Origin of the sequence: Rhodoferax sp. OV413, from assembly GCF_900104385.1 — a bacterium.
Classification (GTDB): Bacteria; Pseudomonadota; Gammaproteobacteria; order Burkholderiales; family Burkholderiaceae_C; genus Rhodoferax_B.
Map to the genome: position 1 here is coordinate 673519 of NZ_FNJA01000002.1, position 22352 is coordinate 695870.

Here is a 22352-nt window from a genome sequence, read left to right on the forward strand (position 1 = left end):
CGGCCCATTTTTCGCCTCAACCCCATCGCAGCACACCAGGAGAAACCATGCAAAACGACACCCTAGAACAACGCATCCAGAAACTCGAAGACAAGTCCGCTCTCAAAGCGCTGGTCGACACCTTCTCCAACCTCGCGGACCAGAAAGACCTGGCCGCCCAGGCACTGCTGTTTACCGAAGATGCCGTTGTCGACACCTACTTTGAAGGCCAGCTGTTTGCCTCGCTCAAAGGGCGCCAGCAGATCCAGGAAACCTTTACCGCCTTCCTGGCCAATGTCCAGACCGGCTACCACCTCAACGGCCAACATACGGCCGAGCTGGATGGCGATAGCGCAACGGCGGTCCACTACTGTCTGGTGGACCTCGTCCATACCGTGAACGGCACGAAGAGCAGGAACTCCAATGGCGTGCGCTACAACGACGAATACGTGCGCCAGGACGGCCAATGGCTGATCTCGAAGCGGACTGCCCATTTCGCCTGGCGCGACCAGCAGGCCATGGGCCAGGTTTGAGCCACAACAGTGGCCCTAGGAAAGCAAATGCAAAAACGCAAACCGGGCTGGAAACTGCCATGAAGCCACCCCTCCCCGATCCAGCCCAGCATGTCGTTCGCCGCGGACCCTTGCTGGCCATCATCCTCACCAGCTACCTGATGATCGTGCTCGACATCTCCATCGTGATCACGGCGCTGCCGAAGATCCGCGAGAGCCTGGGCTTCACCGTCACCGGCCTGTCCTGGGTGCAGAACGCCTACACACTGACCTTTGGCGGCCTGCTATTGCTGGGCGCCCGGGCCGGCGACATCCTGGGGCGGCGCGCCATGTTCATCGCGGGGTTGGCGCTGTTCACCCTGGCGTCGATGGTGATCGGGCTGGCGGCTTCTCCGGCCTGGCTGGTGGGGGCGCGCGCGGTGCAGGGCGTGGGTGCGGCCATCCTGGCGCCGTCCACGCTGGCGCTGCTGTCGACCAACTTCGCAGAAGGGCCGGAGCGCACCCGGGCGCTCGGCTTCTACGGCGCCACGGCCGGCATCAGCGCCAGCGTAGGCCTGGTGCTGGGCGGCATCCTGGCCGACTTGGTTTCCTGGCGCGTCGGCTTCTTTTTGAATCTGCCGATTGGCCTGGCACTGATCTGGGCCGCGCGCAAATACATCGTCGAGACGCCGCGCAGTTCGGGTGAGTTGGACCTGGTGGGTGCGGTCTGCTCCACGCTGGGCATGGGGGCGCTGGTCTACGGCCTGGTCCATGCCGCCAGCGCTGGCTGGGGTGATGTGTGGACGGTCGGTCCGCTGGTTGTCGGCATCGCCGCGCTGGCCTTGTTTGTGTTCAACGAATCCCGGGCGCGCCAGCCCATCCTGCCGCTGCACCTGTTCGCCAGCCGCGAACGCACCGGCGCATTGGCGGGCCGTTTGCTGTTCCTGGGCGGGATGGTCGGCTTCTGGTTTTACACCACCCAGTTCCTGCAGGAGGTGCTGGGCATGCGGCCGCTGCAGGCCGGCTTGGCCTTTCTGCCGACCACGGTGGTGAACTTCGCCGTGGCGCTGGCCGTGCCCCGCCTGTCCCAGCGCTTTGGCAATGCCCGGCTGCTGGCGGTGGGGCTGCTGGTCTCGGTGATCGGCATGGTCTGGCTGGGCCAGGTCACGGCCGACACGGTGTATCTCACGGGCGTGGCCTTGCCGATGCTGCTGGTCGGCGCGGGCCAGGGCGCAGCGCTCAGCCCGCTCACGATTGCCGGTGTGGCCGGGGTGGCGGCGGAAGACGCGGGTGCCGCCTCGGGCCTGGTCAACGTGGCACACCAGCTGGGCGGCTCGCTGGGCCTGGCCGTGCTGGTGGTGGTGTTTGCCGCCGCCGGCCCGGGCAATACCGACACCCACACCCGGGTGGACCTGGCGCACCGCATCGCCACCGCAATGTCTGCCGGCGCCGTGCTGTTGGGCCTGGCGCTGGCCGTGGTGCTGTTCTGCATTGTGCGGCGGTCGCCGCCGATCCCATTGCCGGTGAAACCGGCCTGACAACTACGGAGTAATTTCCATGATCACTTCTGAAAATTTATCCCCCATGGCGCCCAGTGTCCGCGTCACCCGCTGCGGGGCGCAGCCTTCCGGTGCTGGTCCGGCCGACTGGTTCAGCGGCACGGTGCGGGTCGATCCCCTGTTTGTGCCGACGGAGCCCGCGCGGGCCTCGGGGGCGCTGGTCATCTTCGAGCCCGGTGCACGCACCGCCTGGCATAGCCATCCGCTGGGCCAGACCCTGGTGGTGACGGCGGGCTGCGGCCGCGTGCAGCAATGGGGTGGCCCGGTGGAGGAGATCCGGCCCGGCGATGTGGTCGAGATCCCGCCGGGTGTGCGGCATTGGCACGGCGCGGCAGCGGCGACCGCGATGTCGCACATTGCCATCCAGGAGCTGCAGGACGGCAAGTCGGCCGACTGGTTCGAGAAGGTGGCCAACGAACCGTCAGCTTGCTGACTGTTTGCTATATTTTAAGTAGCGTGCTGCGCAGGTAGTAAATGCGCTAGAGCCACTTTTTTATCAGATAGTGTCTAACGTGCGCCTTGCTGCGCAAACGCCAGCGCCGCTTCCACCATGCGCTGCAAATGCGGCTGGATGCGGGCCGCCACCTCGGGCAGGTAGTCGAAGGGCAGGGCTTCCTGCATGTAGCTGCACTGCGTCATCTCCAGCTGGATGGCGTGGATGTTTTGCGCGGGCTGGCCGTACTGGCGGGTGATGTAGCCGCCTTTGAAGCGGCCGTTCAGCACCGCGGTGTGGCCGGGCGCGGATTCGGCAATCGCCAGCAGCGTGGCCGCCATCGCCGGGTCGCAGCTGGTGCCGTTGCCGCTGCCCAGGTTCAGGTCGGGCAGCTTGCCTTCAAAGAAGCGCGGCAGCACGGAGCGGATCGAATGCGCGTCCCACAGCACGGCTTTGCCATGCACGGATTTCAGCCGCGCCAGCTCGGCCTGCAGCTGCTGGTGGTAGGGCTGCCAAAGGTTGTCGCGGCGCTCGGCGATTTCGGCCTCACTGGGCACGTCCTGCGGGTCGCGGTATAGCGGCAGGTTGTCGAAGTCGTCCACCGGACACAGTCCGGTGACGCTCTGGCCCGGGTACAGGCTGGCGCCCGAGGGATCGCGGTTCAGGTCGATCACGTAGCGCGAATGGGTGGCTATCAGCAGCGAGGCGCCGAGGGCCTTGGCGAAGTCGTACAGGCGCTCCAGGTGCCAGTCGGTGTCGGGCACCTGCTGGGCGCTGTCGGTCAGGCGCGCGGCCAGGGCGGGCGGCACGTAGGTGCCGACGTGGGGCATGGAGATCAGCAGCGGCTGGCTGCCTTGGTGGAAGCGGAAGGCTTGCATGGAGGTTCCTTGGACGGTGTGAAGTTTGGGCCTGCAGGGGGGCTAGGCATCCGGGTAAATTCGAGGCATGGCGGTCGCCGGCGCACGCGACAATAATCTGCTTATCCACGGCGCTACATTTTTCAGCAGGTTCGCGTGCTGGCTTCCATGTCCCAAGACCCCACACCGTTCTTCCTGCTCAGCGATGCACCCGTTCCAGCGGCTTTGCAAGCGTGGGTAGGTTCGCGCCACAGCCTGTCTTTGCCCGCCTTGCCTGCCGACCCTGCCGTGCAGGAGTGGATGCGTGTCGCGGAACTGGGCCATTGTTGGCTGGTGGACGGTAGGGATGCACATGCATGGCGCAGCTGCGTGGCAGCCCTGCGCAGCGCGGGCTGGTTGGACGGCCTGCCTTGGGCACTCTGGCTGCCCGAGCCTGGCCTGCGGGACAGCCAAGCCTCCATGGCCTGGGAGCAGGGAGCGGTGGAGGTGTTTGATGCCGCGCAGGGAGAAGCTTTGGCGAACAGTGTCCACGCCTTGCTGCAGCGCCTGCGCTCGCCCCATGGGCAGGCCGCCCAGTTGCGCCGCGACCGTGCCGAGCAAAAGGCTTTGCGCGCCAGCCTGGACAACCTGCCGGCGCCCATCTTCATCAAGAACGCCGCCGGCGTCTACACCGAAGCCAACCAGTCCTTTGTGGACTTCTTGGGCCTGTCGCGTGAACAGATTATTGGCAAGACGGTGTATGACGTGGCGCCGCCGGAGTTGGCTGCGGTCTATGCCGATGCCGACCAGCGCCTGCTGGCATCCGGCGCACGGCAAATCTACGACACCCAGGTGCGCTGGGCCGACGGCGGCCTGCGCGAGGTGACCTTCTACAAGGCCGTGTTCCACGGCATGGACGGCGCACCCGCAGGGCAGGCCGGCGCCATTTTTGACATCACCGAGCGCAAGCGCATGGAGCGCCGTTTGCGCACCCTGGCAGAGACCGACAGCCTGACCGGCATCCTGAACCGGCGCAGCTTTATCGAGCAGGCAGAGCGCCGCATGCGCGATGCCCTGGCCGCGCAAGAGCCGGTCACCGTGATGCTGTTCGACCTGGACCATTTCAAGCAGATCAACGACCTGCAAGGCCATGCGGCGGGGGATGCGGTGCTGTGCCACATCAGCAGCGTGGTCGGCCAGCTGCTGCGCGCCGAGGACATGCTGGCGCGCATGGGCGGCGACGAATTCGCCATCATGCTGCACGGCGCGCTGGACGGCCAGGCCGTGGCCGAGCGTCTGCCCGCCGTGGTGGCCGCCACCCCCATGCTGCAAGCGGGCCAGCCCGTGGCGTGCACCATCAGCCTGGGGGCTTTGATCATCCATCCGGGGCAGCACAGCCTGGACAGCCTGCTGCACCAGGCCGACCTGGCCTTGTATGAGGCCAAGAACCAGGGGCGCAACCGCAGCGTGGTGCGCGACTACCGGCTGTTGAGCCCGGGCTAGGCCCGGTCTGCGGCTCGGCGACCAGCACCTCATACCAGCGCCGAGCGCGCAGCGACGAACGCCGCCTGGGCCTGCGTCCGCAATGGGTGGTGGCTGCCGCTGGCAGTGCGCTGCTGGCCGGCGACCCAGACGGCATCGAGCGCGGAAGTGCGGTGGCTGCCGAACACATGGGCCGAGAACATTTCGGGCGCCGGCAAACCGCACAGCGCCAGGTGCTGCGCATCCAGCACGCAGAAGTCGGCACGCTGGCCCACCGCCAGGCCCTGCGCGTTGCGGCCCGAGGCTTGCGCGCCGCCGGCCACAGCTTGGAGCAAGGTGGCCGTAGCCACTTGCGGCTGCTGCGCGCTGGCCAGCACATTGCGCTGGCGGAACTGCAGGCGCTGGCCGTATTCGAGCAGCAGCAGCTCCTCGGCGGCATTCACGCAGGCATGGCTGTCCGAGCCCAGGCCCCAGGCGCCGCCGTGGCCCAGCCAGCGCGGCATGTCGAACAGGCCGTCGCCGAGGTTGGCTTCGGTGCTCGGGCAGATGCCGGCCACGGCGCCGCTGGCGGCGGCGCGTTGGTATTCGGATTCGCTCATGTGGGTGGCGTGGACCAGGCACCAGCGCGCATCGACCGGCGCGTGGTCCAGCAGCCATTCCACCGGGCGCTGGCCGCTCCAGGCCAGGCTGGCGTCGACTTCTGCGGTTTGCTCTGCGATATGGATGTGCACCGGCGCGCTGGCGTCGATGGCGTGCAGTCCAGCCACGGCGTCGCGCAGGCTGTCGGGCGGCACGGCGCGCAGCGAATGCGGCGCCATGCCCAGGCGCGCGCCCTGGGCGTCGCACAGGGGCTTCAGCGTTTCCAGCAGGCGCAGCATGGAGTCGGTGGAGCGGATGAATCTGCGCTGGCCTTCGTTCGGCGGCGTGCCGCCGAAGCCGCTGGTTTGGTACAGCACAGGCAACAGGGTGATGGCGATGCCGGCCGTCTGGGCGGCGCGCAGCAGGGCTTTGGACAGCTCGGCGTCGTCGGCATACGGCGTGCCGTCGGCGCTGTGGTGCAGGTAGTGGAATTCGCACACCGAGGTGTAGCCGGCTTCCAGCATTTCGATGTACAGCCAGGTGGCGATGGCTTCGACCTGCTCGGGCGAGAGGCGGGCGGCGAACTGGTACATCAGCGTGCGCCAGCTCCAGAAGCTGTCTTGCGCGGCGCCGCGGAATTCGGTCAGGCCGGCCATGGCGCGCTGGAAGGCGTGGCTGTGGAGGTTGGGGAGGCCTGGGGTTAGGGGACCGGCGGTTGTCGGTGCGCCGTTGGGTTTGGTGTTGGGTGTGACTGTGGTGAGCTCGCCCAGGCTGTTCCATTGGAGCAGGACGTTTTTTTCCCAGCCGGTGGGGAGTAGGGCGTCTTTGGTGAAGAGGCTTGTCATAGCTTTGTCTGGTTTATTGAGATCGTCGGCCGGGATGTGCGCCCGGCGGCGCAGTCACTTTTCTTTGTGTGGCCAAAGAAAAGTAACCAAAAGAAAGGCCACCCCCACTGTCTGCGCCCTTCGCTGGCGCTGCGGGAACCTGCGGTGCTCGCTGCAGTCGGGGTCTGGCTAAACTCGCTGCGCTCAAACAACGCCAGCCCTTGTCCGACTGCAGCTGTGCTCCTCGGCGCATACAGAGGGGGACCCCTAATGCGGGATCGGTGGCGCGCAGCGCCACATCGCGCCTAGGGCGCGAGCCCGGCTTGCCGGGCTGGCTGTCCGCTCCCGACCCCACGCCGTGTGGCGTCGGCGAGTAGCGCAGGGCTGGGCGGATCAGGGCCCGCGACTGTTTGAGCGCAGCGAGTTCGAGCGGGACCCCGACCAGACCGAGCAACGCAGCGTGCCCGGAGCGCAGCGCAGGGACGACGACTTCGGCTCGCCTTTCTTTTGGGTACTTTTCTTTGGCGAAGCAAAGAAGAAGTACCTCGCCTGCCGGGGCGACTCCCGGCCGGGGATGCCGATTAAAACCAGTCCAACTCACAGCAAGCCTAAAGTATCCAACGCCACGCCCCCCTGCCGAACAATAGTGCGACGAGGCCGCTGCCCCAACCAGTACACCAGCTCCGCCGGCTCCTGCAAATCCCACAGCACAAAGTTCGCCGCCCGCCCCACGGCGATGCTGCCGTGCGTTTCCTGCAAACCCAGCGCCCGGGCCGCGTGCGTGGTGATCCCCGCCAGCGCTTCCGGCACCGTCAGCCGGAACAGCGTGCAAGCCATGTTTGCCATCAGCAGCAGGCTCAGCGCCGGCGAGGTGCCGGGGTTGTGGTCGGTGGATACCGCCATCGGCACACCCGCAGCGCGCAAAGCCTCGATCGGCGGCAAATGCGTGTCGCGCAGCGTGTAGTAGGCGCCGGGCAGCAGCACGGCCACCGTGCCGGCAGCACGCATCGCCTCGATACCGGCCTGCGACAAATGCTCGATGTGGTCGCAGGACAAAGCGCCATAGCGCGCCGCCAGCGCCGAACCGCCCATGTCGGACAGCTGTTCCGCATGCAGCTTCACCGGCAGCCCCAGAGCCCGCGAGGCTTTGAACACCTGCTCGGTTTCGGCCAGCGAAAACGCGATGCGCTCGCAGAACACGTCGACCGCATCCACCAGGCCTTCGGCATGCAGCGTGGGCAGCATCTCATTGCACACCAGATCGATGTAATCCTGGCTGCGCCCCGTGTACTCGGGCGGGAGGGCGTGTGCGCCGAGGAAGGTGGTGCGAACCGTCACGCCAAAATCTTGGCCGAGGCGCCGGGCCACGCGCAGCTGCTTGCGTTCATGTTCCAGGCTCAGGCCGTAGCCGGACTTGATCTCGATCGCGCAAACGCCGTCATCCAGCAACTGCTGCAGCCGCGGCGCGGCCTGGGCATAGAGGGCGTCTTCGCTGGCGGCGCGCGTGGCCTTGACCGACGAGACAATGCCGCCGCCGGCCTTGGAAACCTCCTCGTAGCTGGCGCCGGCCAGACGCATCGCAAACTCATTCGCGCGTTGGCCGCCGTAGACCAGGTGCGTGTGGCAATCGACCAGGCCGGGCGTGGCCAGTGCGCCACGGGCGTCGATGCGCGGCAGGTCGGCGAAGGCTGCGGGCAGCGCCGCCAACTCTCCCATCCAGGCGATCTGGCCGTGCTGCACCGCCAGTGCGTTGGCCGTGCCGCCGTCGGCGAGGCGCAGGTTGTGCCAAAGGCCGTCGGCGCTGGGGTGTTGGGTTGTGCTCATATTTGGTTTGCTATTTAATTCATAGCTGCTTGCGCAGATGTTGATTGCGCTAGCGGCCTATTTCTTATAAATCATGCAGGCTGACCCACACCAGCTGCGCATGGGTGTCCAGCGGCGTGGCCTGCCAGCCAGCGGCTGCATTCCACCACAGGCCGTGGCCGCTGACGCAGCGGAAATCGTGCGCACCGCACTGCAGATGCCAGGCGCCGTTCAGGGCCAGCAGCAGGCCTTGGGCCGATGCCGGAATCTGCTGGGTGGCGCTGAGCACCTGCACCTCGGCGCGCAAGCGGCTGCGCCGTGTCATCACATTGAAATCGGTGGATGCGCCGCCCAGCAGATCGCAGTCCAGCGCCACGTCGCCAGAGAACGCGAAGGGCTGGCCCGGCGTGTCCAGCGCGTGGTCTATGCCCGGCGCATGCAGCCGTACGCCGTCGCCGCTCAGCAGCATGATCACCCGATCCACACCGGGGAAGGCCGAGAACGGCCCAGCCTGGGCGATGCTGGCGATGCTGACGCGCCAGTCGAAGCTGTCCATGCCCGCGCCCGCTGGCTGGCAGACGATCTCGCGCGTGGTGCCGCCGCCGTTCTTCCACGGCGTGGCGGGCAGGGTGGCGGTGTCGAAGCTGTGGATCACGGCAGCAGTCCTGAAGGTGTGCGCAGCAGCTTGGCGGCCGTGGCAATGTCAGGCGCCAAGAAGCGGTCGGCATCGTAAGACGGTACTTGTTGGCGCAGCAATTGCCAGGCTTTACCGGTGCCCTGGCCGAAGCGCTGTGTCTTCAGGAACTCGAAGGCCTGCGCGGCCAGCAGGTATTCGATGGCCAGGATCTGCGTCAGGTTTTCGGTGGACTTGTGCAGGTCCAGCGCCGCGCTGGTGCCTAGGCTTAAATGGTCTTCCTGGTTGCCGGAGGTGATGAAGTTGTCGACCACCACCGGCTGGGCCAGGCGGCGGTTTTCGCCAGCCAGCGAGGCCGCGGTGTACTGGGTGATCATGAGTCCTGAATTCACCCCCGGCTCGGCCACCAGAAAAGCCGGCAGGCCGCTGACCAGCGGGTTCACCAGCCGGTCGATGCGGCGCTCGGCCACACCGCCGAGTTCGGCCACGGCGATACGCAGCAGGTCGGCCGCCATGGCCACCGATTCGCCGTGCGGATTGGCCTGCGAGACCACGCGGTAGGCATCCGGTGTGCCCAGCAGCAGCGGGTTGTCGGTGGCGGAATTCAGCTCGGTTTCGATCTGCCGTGCCGCGTGCGCGATCTGGTCGCGGCAGGCGCCGTGGATCTGCGGCATTGAGCGGATGCTCAGGGCATCCTGCGTGCGGATGCCGCGGCTGCTGGCGATGACTTCGCTGCCTTCGAGCAGGCTGCGCAGGTTGCGGCCTACTTGCTGCATGCCGGGGTGCGGCTTCAGCGCCAGTATCTCGGCATCAAAGGCGTCGGTCTGGCCGCGCAGCGCCTCAAAACTCATCGCGCCCACTACATCGGCCCAGTCGGCCAGGCGCTCCACGTCGGCCAGCGCCAGTGCGGCCAGGCCGGTCATGCAGGGCGTGCCGTTGACCAGGCACAGGCCGTCCTTGGCGCCCAGCACCAGCGGTTGCAGGCCGATGGCGGCCAGCGCCTCGGCAGCCGGCTGGGTGCGGCCCTGGAACTGCACCTCGCCGACGCCCAGCAGCGCCACGCTGATGTGCGCCATGTGCGTGAGGTAGCCGACCGAGCCCTGTGACGGCACGCAGGGCGTGACACCATGGTTCAGCAGCGCCAGCAGGCCTTCAACCACCTGGGGCTGCAGGCCCGAATAGCCTTGCGAGAAATTGGCCAGCGCGGCGACCAGGATGGCGCGGGTCTGCGCTACCGTCAGCAGCGGGCCTACGCCGACCGCATGGCTGAGCAAGGTGTTTTTCGACAGCTGGGCCAGTTGCTCGCCGTGCAGCAGCACATTGCTCAGGGCGCCGAGTCCGGTGCTGATGCCGTAGGCGCGTTCGCCGCTGGCAACGATGCGGTCCACAATGGCGCGGGCATTGGCGATGCGGCTCCAGGCTGCGTCCGACAGCGCCAGCGGCGCGCCATCGCGGCCCACGGCGACCAGCTCGCGCCAGCCCAGAGGGGCGTCGCCGAGGGTGATGGTGGTGGGGGTGTTCATTTAAGCTGCAGCCCTTTCCTGGTGGCCGGAATTGAACTGGCGGAAGCGCTCGGAACTGGCGGCGCCAAACACATCGGCCGGCGCGCCTTCCACATCCACCAGGCCCTGGTGCATGAAGACCACGCGGTTCGACACATTGCGGGCAAAGCCCATTTCGTGCGTCACCACCAACATAGTACGGCCCTCTTCGGCCAACGATCGCATCACCTTCAAGACCTCGCCGACCAGCTCGGGGTCGAGGGCCGAGGTGGGTTCATCGAATAGCATCACCTGCGGGCGCATGGCCAGCGCGCGGGCAATCGCCACGCGCTGTTGCTGGCCGCCAGACAGGTGGGCGGGGTAGTAGTCGCGCCGCTCGAACAGGCCTACGCGCTGGAGCAAGGCCTCGGCCTCTTCCACGCATTCGGCGCGCGCGCGCTTCTGCACCCGCATCGGGCCTTCGATCAGGTTTTGCAGTACCGTCATGTGCGACCAGAGGTTGAAGTTCTGGAACACCATGGCCAGCTGCGAGCGCATGCGCTCGACCTGCTTGCGGTGCACCGGCTCCATGCGGCCGTCCTTGCGCTGGCGCATCTCCAGGGTCTCGCCGTCCAGGCAGACGCTGCCCTGGTCGGGCGTTTCCAGCAGGTTGATGCAGCGCAGAAAAGTGCTCTTGCCCGAGCCGCTGGCGCCCAGGATGGAGATCACATCGCCCTTCTGGGCGGTCATGGAGATACCCTTCAGCACATGGTGGCTGCCGAAGGATTTATGGATGCCGGTGACGGCCAGAGTCGCAGGTGTGGTGGTCATGGTCGGGTCAAACGGTTTGGGCTTGGGGTTTCACAGCGGTGGTGGGGCGCTTGCGCAAGTGCGGCGACAGCCGGTGCTCCAGCACGGCCACGGCGCGCACCAGCAGGAAGTTCAGCACCAGGTAGATGGCGGCGGCGCAGATGAAGACCTCCATGGTGCGGTAGGTACGCTGGATGATTTGCTGGGCCACGCCCGTCACGTCCCAGACCGTCACCAGGCTGGCCAGCGCGGTGGACTTGACCAGCAGCACCAGCTCGGTGGAGTAGGCGGGCAGGCACTGGCGCAGCGCGATCGGCGCGATGACGCGGTGCAGCAGCGTCCAGCGCGACATGCCGGTGGCCAGGCCGGCTTCGATCTGGCCTTGCGGCACGGCGATCAGGCCGCCGCGCAGGATCTCGGCCGTGTAGCCGGCGGTGCACAGGGCCAGGGCCAGCACTGCGCAGGAATAGGGCGAGCGCAGCACGATCCAGGCAAAGCTTTCGCGCACCAGTTCAAACTGACCCAGGCCGTAGTAGATGAGGAACAGCTGGATCAGCAGCGGCGAGCCGCGGAATACCAGCACATAGCCGCGCGCGAACCAGCTGAACGCCGGGTAAGGGCTGACGCGCATGGCCACGATAACCAGCGACAGCAGGCCACCGCAGAGCATGGACAAAAAGAACAGGCCCAGGGTGGTGGGCACGGCGGCCAGCAGCTTGCCCAGGGTGTCGAGGAGGAAGTCGAAGTCCATATCAGTTACCTGCAGCGAAGTTGCGGCGTTGGGACTTGCCCATGTGTTTTTCGGCGCGGCCGAACACCTGGTTCGACATGCCGGTCAGCACCAGGTACAGAATGCCGCCGACGATATAGAAGGTGAAGTACTGACGGGTCGAGCCGGCGGCGATCTGGGTGGTGCGCATCAGCTCGGCCAGGCCGGTGACGGATATCAGGGCCGAGTCCTTCAGGCTCATCTGCCAGACGTTGCCCAGGCCGGGCAACGACAGGCGAAAAATCTGCGGCATCAGGATGCGCCGGGCCAGCATCAGCGTGGGCATGCCGATGGCGCGCGCGGCCTCCAGCTCGCCCTGCGACACGGCCAGGTAGGCGCCGCGGTAGACCTCGGCCTGGTACGAGCCCGAGATCATGCCGACGGCCAGCGCGCCGACCAGAAACGGCGGTGTGGCGATGAAGCCCTCGGCGCCGAACCACTGGCCGATGGCTGTGATCAGCGTCGAGCCGCCGAAGTAGAACAGGTAGATCACCAGCAGCTCGGGGATGCCGCGGAACACGGTGGAATACAGCTCGCCCACGCTGCGCAGGCTGCGCCGCGGCGACAGCTTGGCCGCCGCCACCAGCGCGCCGAACACCGAGCCGACCAGCAGCCCGCACAGGGTCAGCGCCACAGTCAACAGCGTGGCCAGCAGCAGGGCGGCGCCCCAGCCTTGCTCGCTAAAGCCCAACATTTCGAATAGTTCCATGGCGGTCTCTCCGGTGTCCAGGTGGCTGTGGCTTGCTGACGAATTAAGGCGTGGCGGGGGTCAGGTCGGTCTTGAACCACTTCAGCGACAGCTTCTTCATCGTGCCGTCGGCCAGCGCGGCCTTGATGGCCACGTCGAACAGGGCTTTCAGGTCGGCATCGGCCTTGCGGAAGCCCAGGGCTTCGCCTTCACCGAACACCAGGCCGCCGATCTTCGGACCGCTGTAGGCCAGGCCTTTGTTCTCGGGCTTGGCGAGGATGGAGTTGATCAGGGTCACGTCGTCGAACGCGGCGTCGATGCGGCCGGCCTTCAGGTCGAGCATGGTGTCGGCCGAGGCGCTGTATTCGCGCACCGTGGCGATGTCCTTGAAGTGCTCGTCGATGAACTTTGTGTAGACCGTGCCGGAGGCGATGCCGATGGTCTTGCCCTTGAGCGCGGCGCGCAGCGGCTCGACGGCGGCACGCACGGTCTTGGCGTCGGTGCCCAGCTTCAGGGTGTCGCCCTTGCCTTCGGGCAGCAGCTTGCCGCTGGCAGCAACAAAGCTGGCCGAGGTGGAGGCGTAGGGGGCGGAGAAGGCGACTTCCTTCTTGCGTTCGTCGGTGATGACGATGGAGTCCATCATCACGTCGTACTTGCCGGCTTTCAGGCCGGCGATCATGCCGTCCCAGTTCTGCACCACCAGCTTGCAGGTGATCTTCATGCGCGGGCACAGGTCTTCGATCATGTCGATCTCGAAGCCGCCGAGTTTGCCGCCGGGCAAGGTCAGGTTCCAGGGTTCGTACGCGCCTTCGGTGGCGATGGTGACGGTCTTCCAGTCCTTGGCCTGGACGGGGGCGGCGCTGGCCAGAAAGCCCAGGGCGAGCAGACTGGCGGAGAGGAGTTGCGAGGTCTTCATGGTTTCACTTTCAGAGGGTTGAGGGACAGGCGAGAATTTGGATAAAAACTGCCACTGGCGCAACATCTATCAGCGCCAGCAGCTATGAATACAGTAGCAATGCCTTACTTCACCATGGGCAGGTTCAGGCCCTGCTTCTTGGCGGTGGCGATGGCGATCTCGTAGCCGGCATCGGCGTGGCGCATCACGCCCGAGCCGCTGTCGTTGACCAGCACGCGGGCCAGGCGCTCGGCTGCGGCGTCAGTTCCGTCGGCCACGATGACCATGCCCGAGTGCTGCGAATAGCCCATGCCGACGCCGCCGCCGTGGTGCAGGCTGACCCAGGTGGCACCGCCGGCGGTGTTCAGCAGTGCGTTCAGCAGTGGCCAGTCGGACACGGCATCGGTTCCGTCCATCATGGATTCGGTTTCACGGTTCGGGCTGGCTACCGAGCCGGTGTCCAGGTGGTCGCGGCCGATGACGATGGGGGCTTTGAGCTCACCGTTCTTCACCATCTCGTTGAAGGCCAGGCCGGCGATATGCCGCTCGCCCAGGCCTAGCCAGCAGATGCGCGCGGGCAGGCCCTGGAAGCTGATGCGTTCGCGCGCCATGTCCAACCAGCGGTGGGTGTGGTGGTTGTTCGGGAACAGCTCTTTGATCTTGGCGTCGGTCTTGTAGATGTCTTCCGGGTCGCCCGACAAGGCCACCCAGCGGAACGGGCCCTTGCCTTCGCAGAACAGCGGCCGGATGTAGGCGGGCACAAAGCCGGGGAAGTCGAAAGCGTTCTTCACGCCCACGTCGAAAGCCACCTGGCGGATGTTGTTGCCGTAGTCCACTGTTGGGATGCCCATGGCCTGGAAGTCCAGCATGGCTTGCACGTGGACGGCGCAGCTCTGGGCGGCGGCCGCTGTCAGCGCGGCGTGCTGGGCCGGGTTCTTTTGCGCGGCCTTCCAGTCGGCCACGCTCCAGCCGGTGGGCAGGTAGCCGTTGACCAGGTCGTGGGCGGAGGTCTGGTCGGTCACCAGGTCGGGCTTGATGGCACCGGCCTTGGCGCGTTTCACCAGCTCGGGCAGGATGTCGGCTGCATTGCCTAGCAGGGCGATGGACACGGCTTCTTTGCGGTCGCAGTGGTGGGCGATCAGCGCCAATGCGTCATCGATGTCCTTGGCCTGCTTGTCCACATAGCGGGTGCGCAGGCGGAAGTCGATGCTGCTCTGCTGGCATTCGATGTTCAGCGACACGGCGCCGGCCAGGGTGGCGGCCAGCGGCTGGGCACCGCCCATGCCGCCCAGGCCCGCGGTCAAGATCCACTTGCCGGCCAGGTCGTTGTTGTAGTGCTGGCGGCCGGCTTCGACGAAGGTCTCGAAGGTGCCTTGCACGATGCCCTGGCTGCCGATGTAGATCCAGCTACCGGCGGTCATCTGGCCGTACATGAACAAGCCCTTGCGGTCGAGCTCGTGGAAGTGTTCCCAGTTGGCCCACTTGGGCACCAGGTTGGAGTTGGCGATCAGCACGCGCGGTGCGTTGGCGTGGGTTTTGAACACGCCGACCGGCTTGCCCGACTGGACCAGCAAGGTTTCGTCGTCATTGAGTTCGCGCAGGCTGGCCAGGATCTGGTCGAAGCAGGCCCAGTTGCGCGCGGCCCGGCCGATGCCGCCGTAGACCACCAGGTTCTTCGGGTCTTCGGCGACCTCGGGGTCGAGGTTGTTTTGCAGCATGCGGTAGGCGGCTTCGGTGAGCCAGCTCTTGCAACTGAGTTCGGTACCGCGCGGGGCGCGGATTTCGCGGCTGGCGTCAAAGCGGGTGTCTTGTTGGGTCATGGTGGTCTCCTTAGGCAGAAATGTGGCTGGGCAAAATGTTGAGCAGGGCGGCGGGCCAGTCGCTGCGGTGGGCCCACTGGCGCATGGCTTCGATGTCGTTGGCCAGGAAGCGGTCCTGGTCGAGGAAGGCAACGCGCTGGCGGATGTCGGCAAACGCGGCTTCGACCAGCGGGGAACTCTTCAGGCCGCGTTTCAGTTCCATGCCCTGGGCGGCGCCCATGGCCTCGATGCCGATGACGATGGCGGTGTTGTTCACCATCTCGGCCAGGCGGCGCGCGGCGAAGGTGGCCATGGACACATGGTCTTCCTGGTTGGCCGATGTGGGTAGGCTGTCCACGCTGGCCGGGTGGGCCAGGGATTTGTTCTCGGACGCCACGGCGGCAGCCGTCACCTGGGCCATCATGAAGCCCGAATTCAGCCCGCCATCGCGCACCAGGAAGGGCGGCAGGCCCGACAAGCCGGTGTCCAGCAGCAGGGCCAGGCGGCGCTCGGCAATCGCGCCGATCTCGGCCACCGCCAGGGCGATGATGTCGGCGGCAAAGGCCACGGGCTCGGCGTGGAAGTTGCCGCCAGAGATCACGTCGCCGTTGTCGAAGACGAGAGGGTTGTCCGATGCGGCATTGGCCTCGGTCTGCAGCACCTTGGCCGCATGGGTGAGGTTGTCCAGGCAGGCGCCCATGACCTGCGGGATGCAGCGTATCGAATACGGGTCTTGGACCCGGCCGCAGTCGGGGTGCGAGGGCACGATCTCGCTGCCGTCCAGCAGAGTCCGTACGGCGGCTGCCACGGCGATCTGGCCGGGCTGGCCGCGGGCGGCGTGGATGCGCGCGTCAAACGGCTTGATCGAGCCCTGCACCGCTTCCAGCGACAAGGCGCCCGACACCAGGGCGGCGGCAAACACGTTCTCGGTGCCGAACAGGCCGTGCAGCGCCAGCGCGGTGGACACCTGGGTGCCGTTCAGCAAGGCCAGGCCTTCCTTGGGGCCGAGCACAAAGGGGTCCAGGCCGATGCGGGCCATGGCCTCACGGCCGGAAATGACTTCGCCCTCGGGCGTGCTGGCCTGGCCTTCGCCGATCAGCACGCAGGCCATATGGGCCAGCGGCGCCAAGTCACCCGAGGCGCCGACCGAGCCCTTGGCCGGAATGCGCGGCAGCAGGCCGGCATTCGCCAGGGCCAGCAGTGCATCGACCAGCTCGGGCCGCACACCCGAGTGGCCGCGTGCCAGGCTGACCGCTTTGGTCGCTAGCACCAGGCGCACCACCGGTGCGGCCAGCGGTTCGCCGGTGCCCACGCTGTGCGACAGCACCAGGTTGCGCTGCAGGTCGGCCAGGTGGTCGGGTGCGATCTTGGTGCTGGCCAGTTTGCCGAAGCCGGTGTTGATGCCGTAGACCACTTCGTCATTGGCGACGATGCGTTGCACCGTGGCTTGCGAGGCCAGCAGGCCGGCGCGGGTCTCGGGCGCCAGCGCCAGCTGGACGCCGCCGGTGTGGATGGCGCGCAGCAGGGGCAGGTCGACCTGGCCGGGCCGCAGGGTGTGGATGGTGGTTGTCATAGCTTCTCCTGTATATACAAGTAGTTTTAGTTTTGAAACAGCGCTGTCGAATGGCTCTAGTTCAGGACGTGACGGCGTTGCCGTCGGTTCGGAATCGGCTGCCCAGCCGGTAGCGCGTGCCGGGGTGCAGGCAGCGCACCAGGGTGATCGGGGTTTCGCGGGTCCAGGTGCGGCGGGTCAGCAGCAGGCAGGGCAGGTGGGCGTCCATCTGCAGCAGGCCGGCCTGGGCGGCGGTGGGCAGCACCGCGTCGACCACATGCTCCATCTGGTCGAACAGCACGGTGCGGACCAAGAAGTCGGACGGCTGCTCGTGGTGAAAGTCTTGTTGGATGAAGTCGGGCACCACTCGGGGGTTCACGTAGCGGTCTTCCAGCTGCATGGGCACACCGTCTTCCAGGTGCACGCAGACGGTGTGGAACACCGACTCGCCGGTGCCCAGGCCCAGGGCCGAGGCGATTTCCAGGCTGGCCGAGACGCGCTCTACCGTGACCACATTGCACTGGTAGTCGTGGCCGCGCCGGCGTATGTCTTCGGCCAGGCTGACGATCTGCAGCAGATTGGCTTGGGGCTTCTCGTCGGCCACAAAGCTGCCGACGCCGGCGATGCGCTTGATGCGGCCTTGCTCGACCAGCTCGCGCAGCGCGCGGTTCACCGTCATGCGCGACATGCCGAACTGCACCACCAGGTCGTTCTCGGACGGCAGGCGGTCGCCGGCGTTCCAGGTACCGTCCTGGATCTTGCTGGCGATGAAGTCCTTGATCTGCTGGTACAGGGCGACGTTTTGCGGCAGCTGCGCAGCGTCGACGCCGCTGGCTTTGTTGCGGGAGGCGGGGCGCACGAGGGAGAGTTTGGAGGACATGGCTTTATGAGGTCTTGCTGAGGGCACTAGTGTGCCGCGGCCATGGACTCGGATCGGATTTCTTCGGTCAAGCGGGCCTTGAGCTGCATGAACTCGGGCGAGGTCTTGACCGTGTAGTGCCGCGGGTGCGGCAAATTCACCGCGATGTCGGACTTGATGCGGCCTGGCCGGGCGCTGAACACCGCCACCCGGTTGGCCATGAAGATGGCTTCGTCGATGTCGTGAGTGACGAACAGCACGGTCTTGCGCGCAGATTCCCAAATGCCCAGCAGCAGCTCTTGCATCAGCACGCGGGTCTGGTTGTCGAGCGCGCCAAACGGTTCGTCGAGCAGCAGGATCTTGGGGTCGTTGGCCAGGGCGCGGGCAATCGCGGTGCGCTGCTGCATGCCGCCGGAGAGCTGCTTGGGAAAGTGGTTCTCGAAGCCGCGCAGGCCGACCTTGGCCATGAAGTAGTCGCAGCGCTCCTTTTGCGCGGCCTCGGCCATGCCGCGCTCGCGCAGGCCGAAGCGGATGTTCTGCGCCACCGTCAGCCAGGGGAACAGGGTGTAGCTCTGGAACACCATGCCGCGGTCGGCGCCCGGACCGTCCACCGGCTGGCCGTCCAGCATCACCCGGCCGGTACTGGGCCGCTCCAGCCCGGCGACGATGCGCAGCAGCGTGGATTTGCCGCAGCCCGAGGGGCCGAGGATGGTGACGAAGTCGTTGTCGTGGACGTTGAAATCCACCGGCAGCAGGGCTTGCGTGCGCTGGCCTTGGGCGGTTTCAAAAACGCGAGATACACCCTGGATGGAGAGCGCGCTCATCAGATGCTGCTCCAGGCAAACAGGCGGCGGTTGATGGCCTTGAATGCAAAGTCGGAGACCAGGCCGATGATGCCGATGACGATGATGCCGAAGATGATCTGCCCGGTGTTCAGCAGCGCCTGGCTGTCGGTAATCATGTGGCCTATGCCGCTGCTTGATCCGATCAGCTCGGCCACGATCACATAGGTCCAGGCCCAGCCCAGCACCAGGCGCAGCGATTCGGCGATGCCGGGCGCCGCACCCGGCACCAGCACGCGCCGCACCACGCCGCTGTCGCTGGCGCCCAGGGTGTAGGCGGCTTCGACCAGGTCGCGCCGGGCGCTGCCCACGGTAACGGCGACCATCAGCACCACCTGGAAGAACGAGCCGATGAAGATCACCAGGATCTTCTGCATCTCGCCGATGCCGGCCCACAGGATCAGCAGCGGGATAAAGGCTGAGGCCGGCAGGTAGCGGCAGAACGACACAAAGGGCTCGAAGAAGGCTTCCACGCCCTTGTAGGCGCCCATGGCAATGCCCAGCGGCACGGCGATCACGCTGGCCAGTAGAAAGCCGCCGAACACGCGCCATACCGTCATGCCTATGTCGTGCAGGAAGTTGTATTCGGTGAATAGCAACCAGCCTTCGCGCGCCATGGTGGCCGGGCTGGCCAGGAAGGTGGGCGAGACAAAGCCGCCCAGGGTGAAGCCGGCCCAGACCAGCACGAACAGCACGAAGAAGCCCACGCCCAGTAGCCAGCGCGTGCGCGCGGCTACCGGCTCCAGCGGTGCGAAGCGGCGGCTGCGCAGGCGCCGCGGCGCTTGCGGGAGGTGGGCGGGAACCTGGATGGCGTCCATGGTGGTTGCGTAGCGGTGCTTTGGCGCGGCTTACTTGATGAAGCTGTCGTCGAAGGTGGCGGCTAAGTTCTCGGGCGCCTTGCGGATCACGCCGGCTTCGAGCAGGATTTTTTCAGCATCCTTCATGAAGGCGGTGATTTCGCCGGCAAAGAACTTCTGGTTCGCCGCCTTGTCCTGCCAGCGCAGGAAGGCGGAGGACTTGGCGAACTGCTCGCCGGTCTGCTTGACGGCCGCGCCCATGAGTTCATTGGACTTGGCCGGGTCGGCCTTGATCATCTCCAGCGCTTCGAAATAGGCGTTGGTCAGGGCCTTGGCGGCCTTGGCATTGGCCTTGAGCCAGGTGGGGGCGCAGCCCACGGTGTCCATCACCATCGGGTAGTCGAGGGTGGTGGCCATGATCTTGCCGGAGGCCGGGTTCTCGCGCACGGTGGATAGGTAGGGCTCGTAGGTCATGGCGGCGTCGTTCTGGCCGGCTACGAAGGCCTGGGCGGCGGCTTGCGGTGCCAAGGTGGTGAGCTTCACGTCCTTTAGCGTCATGCCGTTCTTGTTCAGCATCCAGGCCAGGCCGAAGTAGGGCGCGGTGCCGGGCGCGTCCACGCCGATCGTCTTGCCCTTGAGGTCGGCAAAGCTCTTGATGTCGCCGCGCACCACGATGCCGTCGGCGCCATAGGATTTGTCCATCTGGAAGATCTGCACGATGGGCACGCCGTTGGCGTTCCAGGCCACATGGGTTTCCACCGTGGTGGCTGCGCACTGGATGGCGCCGGCGGCCAGGGCCAGGTGCCGGTCTTTTTGCGGGATGAACTTGATCTCTACGTCGAGCCCGTTTTTCTTGAAGATGCCGGCCTTGTCGGCCAGGGAGAGCGGTGCAAAGCCGGTCCAGCCCGACATGCCCAGCACCAGCTTGGTGTCCTGTGCCTGCGCGCTGCCTGCCAGGGCGGCCATGCAGGCGCCCACGGCCCAGGCTGCGGTGGATTTCTTGACTGACTTTGCCATGGTCGACTCTCCTGTGGGTTCGAGAAAAAGGGTGAACTTGCAGGCTATGCCACGTCCCAAAGACGTGGCAAGCCCCAATTTTCGGTGTTCAGCTGCCAACATGTATATACAGGATTACCCTGCAGGCGCCATTTTGATACTTCGGAGGCACCAAACTGGTGACGTTCTGTGTGCATTTGCGTGCGGAGAACGCTATTCTGCTGGGATTATCAAGCTGTCTATACAGGTATGCAGAAAAACAGGATTGACTAAGCAAAACCTGGGCCAGCGAATGGAAACCAGATGTAAGTCGTAAAAGTGGTGCAGGCGGCAAAAAGCCTGTGCCCATGCCTGCGCACAGGCCGCAGTCAGGTGCTGCTTGCTATATTAAAAATAGCTGCCGTCGCAGAGTAAATAAGCGCTGGAGGCCTATTTCTTATAAATTTCTCCCGCAGCCGGCCTGGCTGCGGGGAGGCTGCGCTCAGCCCAGCAGGCTGCGCGCCACTGCTTCGGCGACCTTGATGCCGTCCACCCCGGCGGACAAGATGCCGCCGGCATAGCTCGCGCCCTCGCCTGCGGGGTACAGGCCGCGCACCGTCAGGCTCTGGAAGTCGTCGCCGCGGGTCATCTTCAGCGGCGACGAGGTGCGGGTCTCCACGCCGGTCAGCACTGCATCGGGCAGGTCAAAGCCCTTGATCTTGCGGCCAAAGGCCGGCAGCGCCTCGCGGATGGCCTCGATCGCGTAGCTGGGCAGGGCCTCGGCCAGGCTGCCCAGGCGCACGCCGGGCTTGTACGAGGGCTCGACCGCACCCAGCTGGCTGGAGGCGCGGTTGGCGATGAAGTCGCCGACCAGCTGGCCCGGCGCTTCGTAGCTGCTGCCGCCCAGTACATAGGCCTGGGATTCGAGTTTGCGCTGCAGCACGATGCCGGCCAGGGGATGCACGCTGTGGCCGGGCGGCAGGGTCGTGTCCACCGCATCGCCGAGCGCGGCGCGCAGGGCGGCAGCGTCTTGTGGATAGTCTTCGGGCGTGATGCCGACCACGATGCCGGCATTTGCATTGCGCTCGTTGCGCGAATACTGGCTCATGCCGTTGGTGACCACGCGGCCGGGTTCGCTGGTCGCGGCCACCACGGTGCCGCCCGGGCACATGCAGAAGCTGTAGACCGCGCGGCCGTTGCTTGCGTGGTGCACCAGCTTGTAGTCGGCCGCGCCCAGCAGCGGATGCCCGGCGTGCTGGCCCCAGCGTGCGCGGTCGATCAGGCTTTGCGGGTGCTCGATGCGGAAGCCGATGGAGAAGGGCTTGGCCTCTACATACACGCCGCGCGCATGCAGCATGGAAAAAGTGTCGCGCGAGCTATGGCCTAGCGCCAGCACCACCTGGTCGGCACGCAGCGCGTAGCTCTCGCCCGTCGCCTGGTTCAGCACGGTCAGGCCGCGCATGTGTTTGCCGTCGGGGCCGTCTTCGATCTGCACATCGGTGACGCGCTGCTCGAAGCGGATTTCGCCGCCCAGGGCGATGATCTGCTCGCGCAGGTTCTCCACCACTTTCACCAGCTTGAAGGTGCCGATGTGCGGATGCGCGGCGACCAGGATTTCCTCGGGTGCGCCGGCCTTGACGAACTCGTGCATCACCTTGCGGCCCAGAAAGCGCGGGTCCTTGATCTGGCTGTACAGCTTGCCGTCCGAGAAGGTGCCGGCGCCGCCTTCGCCGAACTGCACATTGCTCTCGGGCTTGAGCACGTTCTTGCGCCACAGGCCCCAGGTGTCCTGGGTGCGCTGGCGCACCGTGGTGCCGCGCTCCAGCACGATGGGTTTGAAGCCCATCTGCGCCAGCACCAGCGCCGCGAAGATGCCGCAGGGGCCGAAGCCAACGACCACGGGGCGTACCGGTAGGTCGGCGGGCGCCTGGCCAACCGGGTAGTAGGCCATGTCGGGGCTGGGGCGCAGGTGCGGGTTGTCGGGGTGGCGTCGCAGCAAGTCGGCTTCTTGCGCTGCATCCACCAGTGCCACGTCGACGATGTAGACCTGCATCAGCGTCGCCTTGCGGGCGTCGAAGCTGCGCTTGTGGATGCTAAAGCGCGCAATCTGCTCGGCGGGCAGGCCCAGGGTGTGGGCGACCAAGGCGGGCAGCGCGCCCTCGGCGTGGTCGAGGGGGAGTTTGAGTTCGGAGATGCGGATCATGGGGGCAGCCTAGAGGCTTGTAGTTATCAAGCAAGAGCTGCGATTTTACGGGAGCCACCCCG

The 22352-nt window shown here is 66.2% G+C and carries 20 protein-coding genes; 4 read left to right on the forward strand and 16 right to left on the reverse strand.

Annotation, left to right across the window (positions count from 1 at the left end):
* Positions 1–47: 47 nt before the first annotated feature.
* Genes BLT66_RS10640 through BLT66_RS10650 form a run of 3 tightly spaced genes read left to right on the forward strand, consistent with a single transcriptional unit; the run spans position 48 to position 2462 of the window.
* A complete protein-coding gene (locus tag BLT66_RS10640; protein WP_092757642.1) occupies positions 48–512 on the forward strand; it encodes a nuclear transport factor 2 family protein in 465 nt (154 codons plus the stop codon).
* 59 nt (positions 513–571) lie between these two features.
* Complete coding sequence (locus tag BLT66_RS10645; protein WP_092757643.1) at positions 572–2008, forward strand: MFS transporter; 1437 nt, start codon at positions 572–574, stop codon at positions 2006–2008.
* A 19-nt stretch (positions 2009–2027) separates the two neighbouring features.
* Positions 2028–2462 carry a (R)-mandelonitrile lyase gene (locus BLT66_RS10650; RefSeq protein ID WP_218922592.1) on the forward strand — a complete coding sequence of 145 codons (435 nt, stop codon included), beginning with the start codon at positions 2028–2030 and terminating at the stop codon, positions 2460–2462.
* 74 nt (positions 2463–2536) lie between these two features.
* On the opposite strand, the gene hutG is transcribed toward BLT66_RS10650, so the two are convergent.
* Positions 2537–3340 carry an N-formylglutamate deformylase gene (gene hutG / locus BLT66_RS10655; RefSeq protein WP_092757645.1) on the reverse strand — a complete coding sequence of 268 codons (804 nt, stop codon included), beginning with the start codon at positions 3338–3340 and terminating at the stop codon, positions 2537–2539.
* Positions 3341–3487: 147 nt separating this feature from the next.
* Between hutG and BLT66_RS10660 the strand changes: the two genes are divergently transcribed.
* Positions 3488–4801, forward strand: coding sequence for a GGDEF domain-containing protein (locus BLT66_RS10660; RefSeq protein WP_143029191.1), 1314 nt, complete (start codon positions 3488–3490; stop codon positions 4799–4801).
* Positions 4802–4830: 29 nt separating this feature from the next.
* Here the strand turns inward: BLT66_RS10660 and BLT66_RS10665 are convergent, their stop codons facing one another.
* The 15 genes from BLT66_RS10665 to BLT66_RS10735 all read right to left on the reverse strand — a co-directional run bounded on the left by BLT66_RS10665 (position 4831) and on the right by BLT66_RS10735 (position 22290).
* A complete protein-coding gene (locus BLT66_RS10665) occupies positions 4831–6204 on the reverse strand; it encodes a formimidoylglutamate deiminase (protein WP_092757647.1) in 1374 nt (457 codons plus the stop codon).
* Positions 6205–6780: 576 nt separating this feature from the next.
* Positions 6781–8007: an imidazolonepropionase gene (hutI, locus tag BLT66_RS10670; protein ID WP_092757648.1), complete on the reverse strand. Its 1227-nt coding sequence runs from the start codon at positions 8005–8007 to the stop codon at positions 6781–6783.
* 64 nt (positions 8008–8071) lie between these two features.
* The gene (locus BLT66_RS10675) at positions 8072–8638 is read right to left on the reverse strand and encodes a HutD/Ves family protein (RefSeq protein WP_092757881.1); all 567 of its coding nucleotides are present in this window, start codon (positions 8636–8638) and stop codon (positions 8072–8074) included.
* Positions 8638–10143 (reverse strand): histidine ammonia-lyase, encoded by a 1506-nt coding sequence (gene hutH / locus BLT66_RS10680; RefSeq protein WP_092757649.1) that lies wholly within the window; start codon positions 10141–10143, stop codon positions 8638–8640. The genes BLT66_RS10675 and hutH (BLT66_RS10680) overlap by 1 nt, the downstream gene beginning before the upstream one ends.
* Positions 10144–10932 (reverse strand): ABC transporter ATP-binding protein, encoded by a 789-nt coding sequence (locus BLT66_RS10685; RefSeq protein ID WP_092757650.1) that lies wholly within the window; start codon positions 10930–10932, stop codon positions 10144–10146.
* Positions 10933–10939: 7 nt separating this feature from the next.
* Positions 10940–11662 carry an ABC transporter permease gene (locus tag BLT66_RS10690; protein ID WP_092757651.1) on the reverse strand — a complete coding sequence of 241 codons (723 nt, stop codon included), beginning with the start codon at positions 11660–11662 and terminating at the stop codon, positions 10940–10942.
* 1 nt (position 11663) lies between these two features.
* Positions 11664–12389, reverse strand: a complete 726-nt coding sequence (locus BLT66_RS10695; protein WP_092757652.1) for an ABC transporter permease — start codon at positions 12387–12389, stop codon at positions 11664–11666.
* 43 nt (positions 12390–12432) lie between these two features.
* Positions 12433–13284 carry a transporter substrate-binding domain-containing protein gene (locus tag BLT66_RS10700; protein ID WP_092757653.1) on the reverse strand — a complete coding sequence of 284 codons (852 nt, stop codon included), beginning with the start codon at positions 13282–13284 and terminating at the stop codon, positions 12433–12435.
* Positions 13285–13388: 104 nt separating this feature from the next.
* Entirely contained in the window at positions 13389–15083 is a 1695-nt protein-coding gene (gene hutU / locus BLT66_RS10705; protein ID WP_092757654.1) for a urocanate hydratase, read from the reverse strand.
* A gap of 10 nt (positions 15084–15093) precedes the next feature.
* Entirely contained in the window at positions 15094–16635 is a 1542-nt protein-coding gene (hutH, locus tag BLT66_RS10710) for a histidine ammonia-lyase (RefSeq protein WP_092757655.1), read from the reverse strand.
* Between the two features lie 61 nt (positions 16636–16696).
* The gene (hutC, locus tag BLT66_RS10715) at positions 16697–17494 is read right to left on the reverse strand and encodes a histidine utilization repressor (RefSeq protein WP_092757656.1); all 798 of its coding nucleotides are present in this window, start codon (positions 17492–17494) and stop codon (positions 16697–16699) included.
* A gap of 26 nt (positions 17495–17520) precedes the next feature.
* Positions 17521–18297, reverse strand: coding sequence for an ABC transporter ATP-binding protein (locus BLT66_RS10720; protein WP_092757657.1), 777 nt, complete (start codon positions 18295–18297; stop codon positions 17521–17523).
* Positions 18297–19133: an ABC transporter permease gene (locus BLT66_RS10725; RefSeq protein WP_092757658.1), complete on the reverse strand. Its 837-nt coding sequence runs from the start codon at positions 19131–19133 to the stop codon at positions 18297–18299. Before BLT66_RS10725 ends, BLT66_RS10720 begins: the two co-directional genes overlap by 1 nt.
* Before the next feature lie 30 nt (positions 19134–19163).
* Positions 19164–20129 (reverse strand): ABC transporter substrate-binding protein, encoded by a 966-nt coding sequence (locus BLT66_RS10730; RefSeq protein ID WP_092757659.1) that lies wholly within the window; start codon positions 20127–20129, stop codon positions 19164–19166.
* Positions 20130–20589: 460 nt separating this feature from the next.
* Positions 20590–22290 carry an NAD(P)/FAD-dependent oxidoreductase gene (locus BLT66_RS10735; RefSeq protein ID WP_092757660.1) on the reverse strand — a complete coding sequence of 567 codons (1701 nt, stop codon included), beginning with the start codon at positions 22288–22290 and terminating at the stop codon, positions 20590–20592.
* Positions 22291–22352 lie beyond the last annotated feature (62 nt).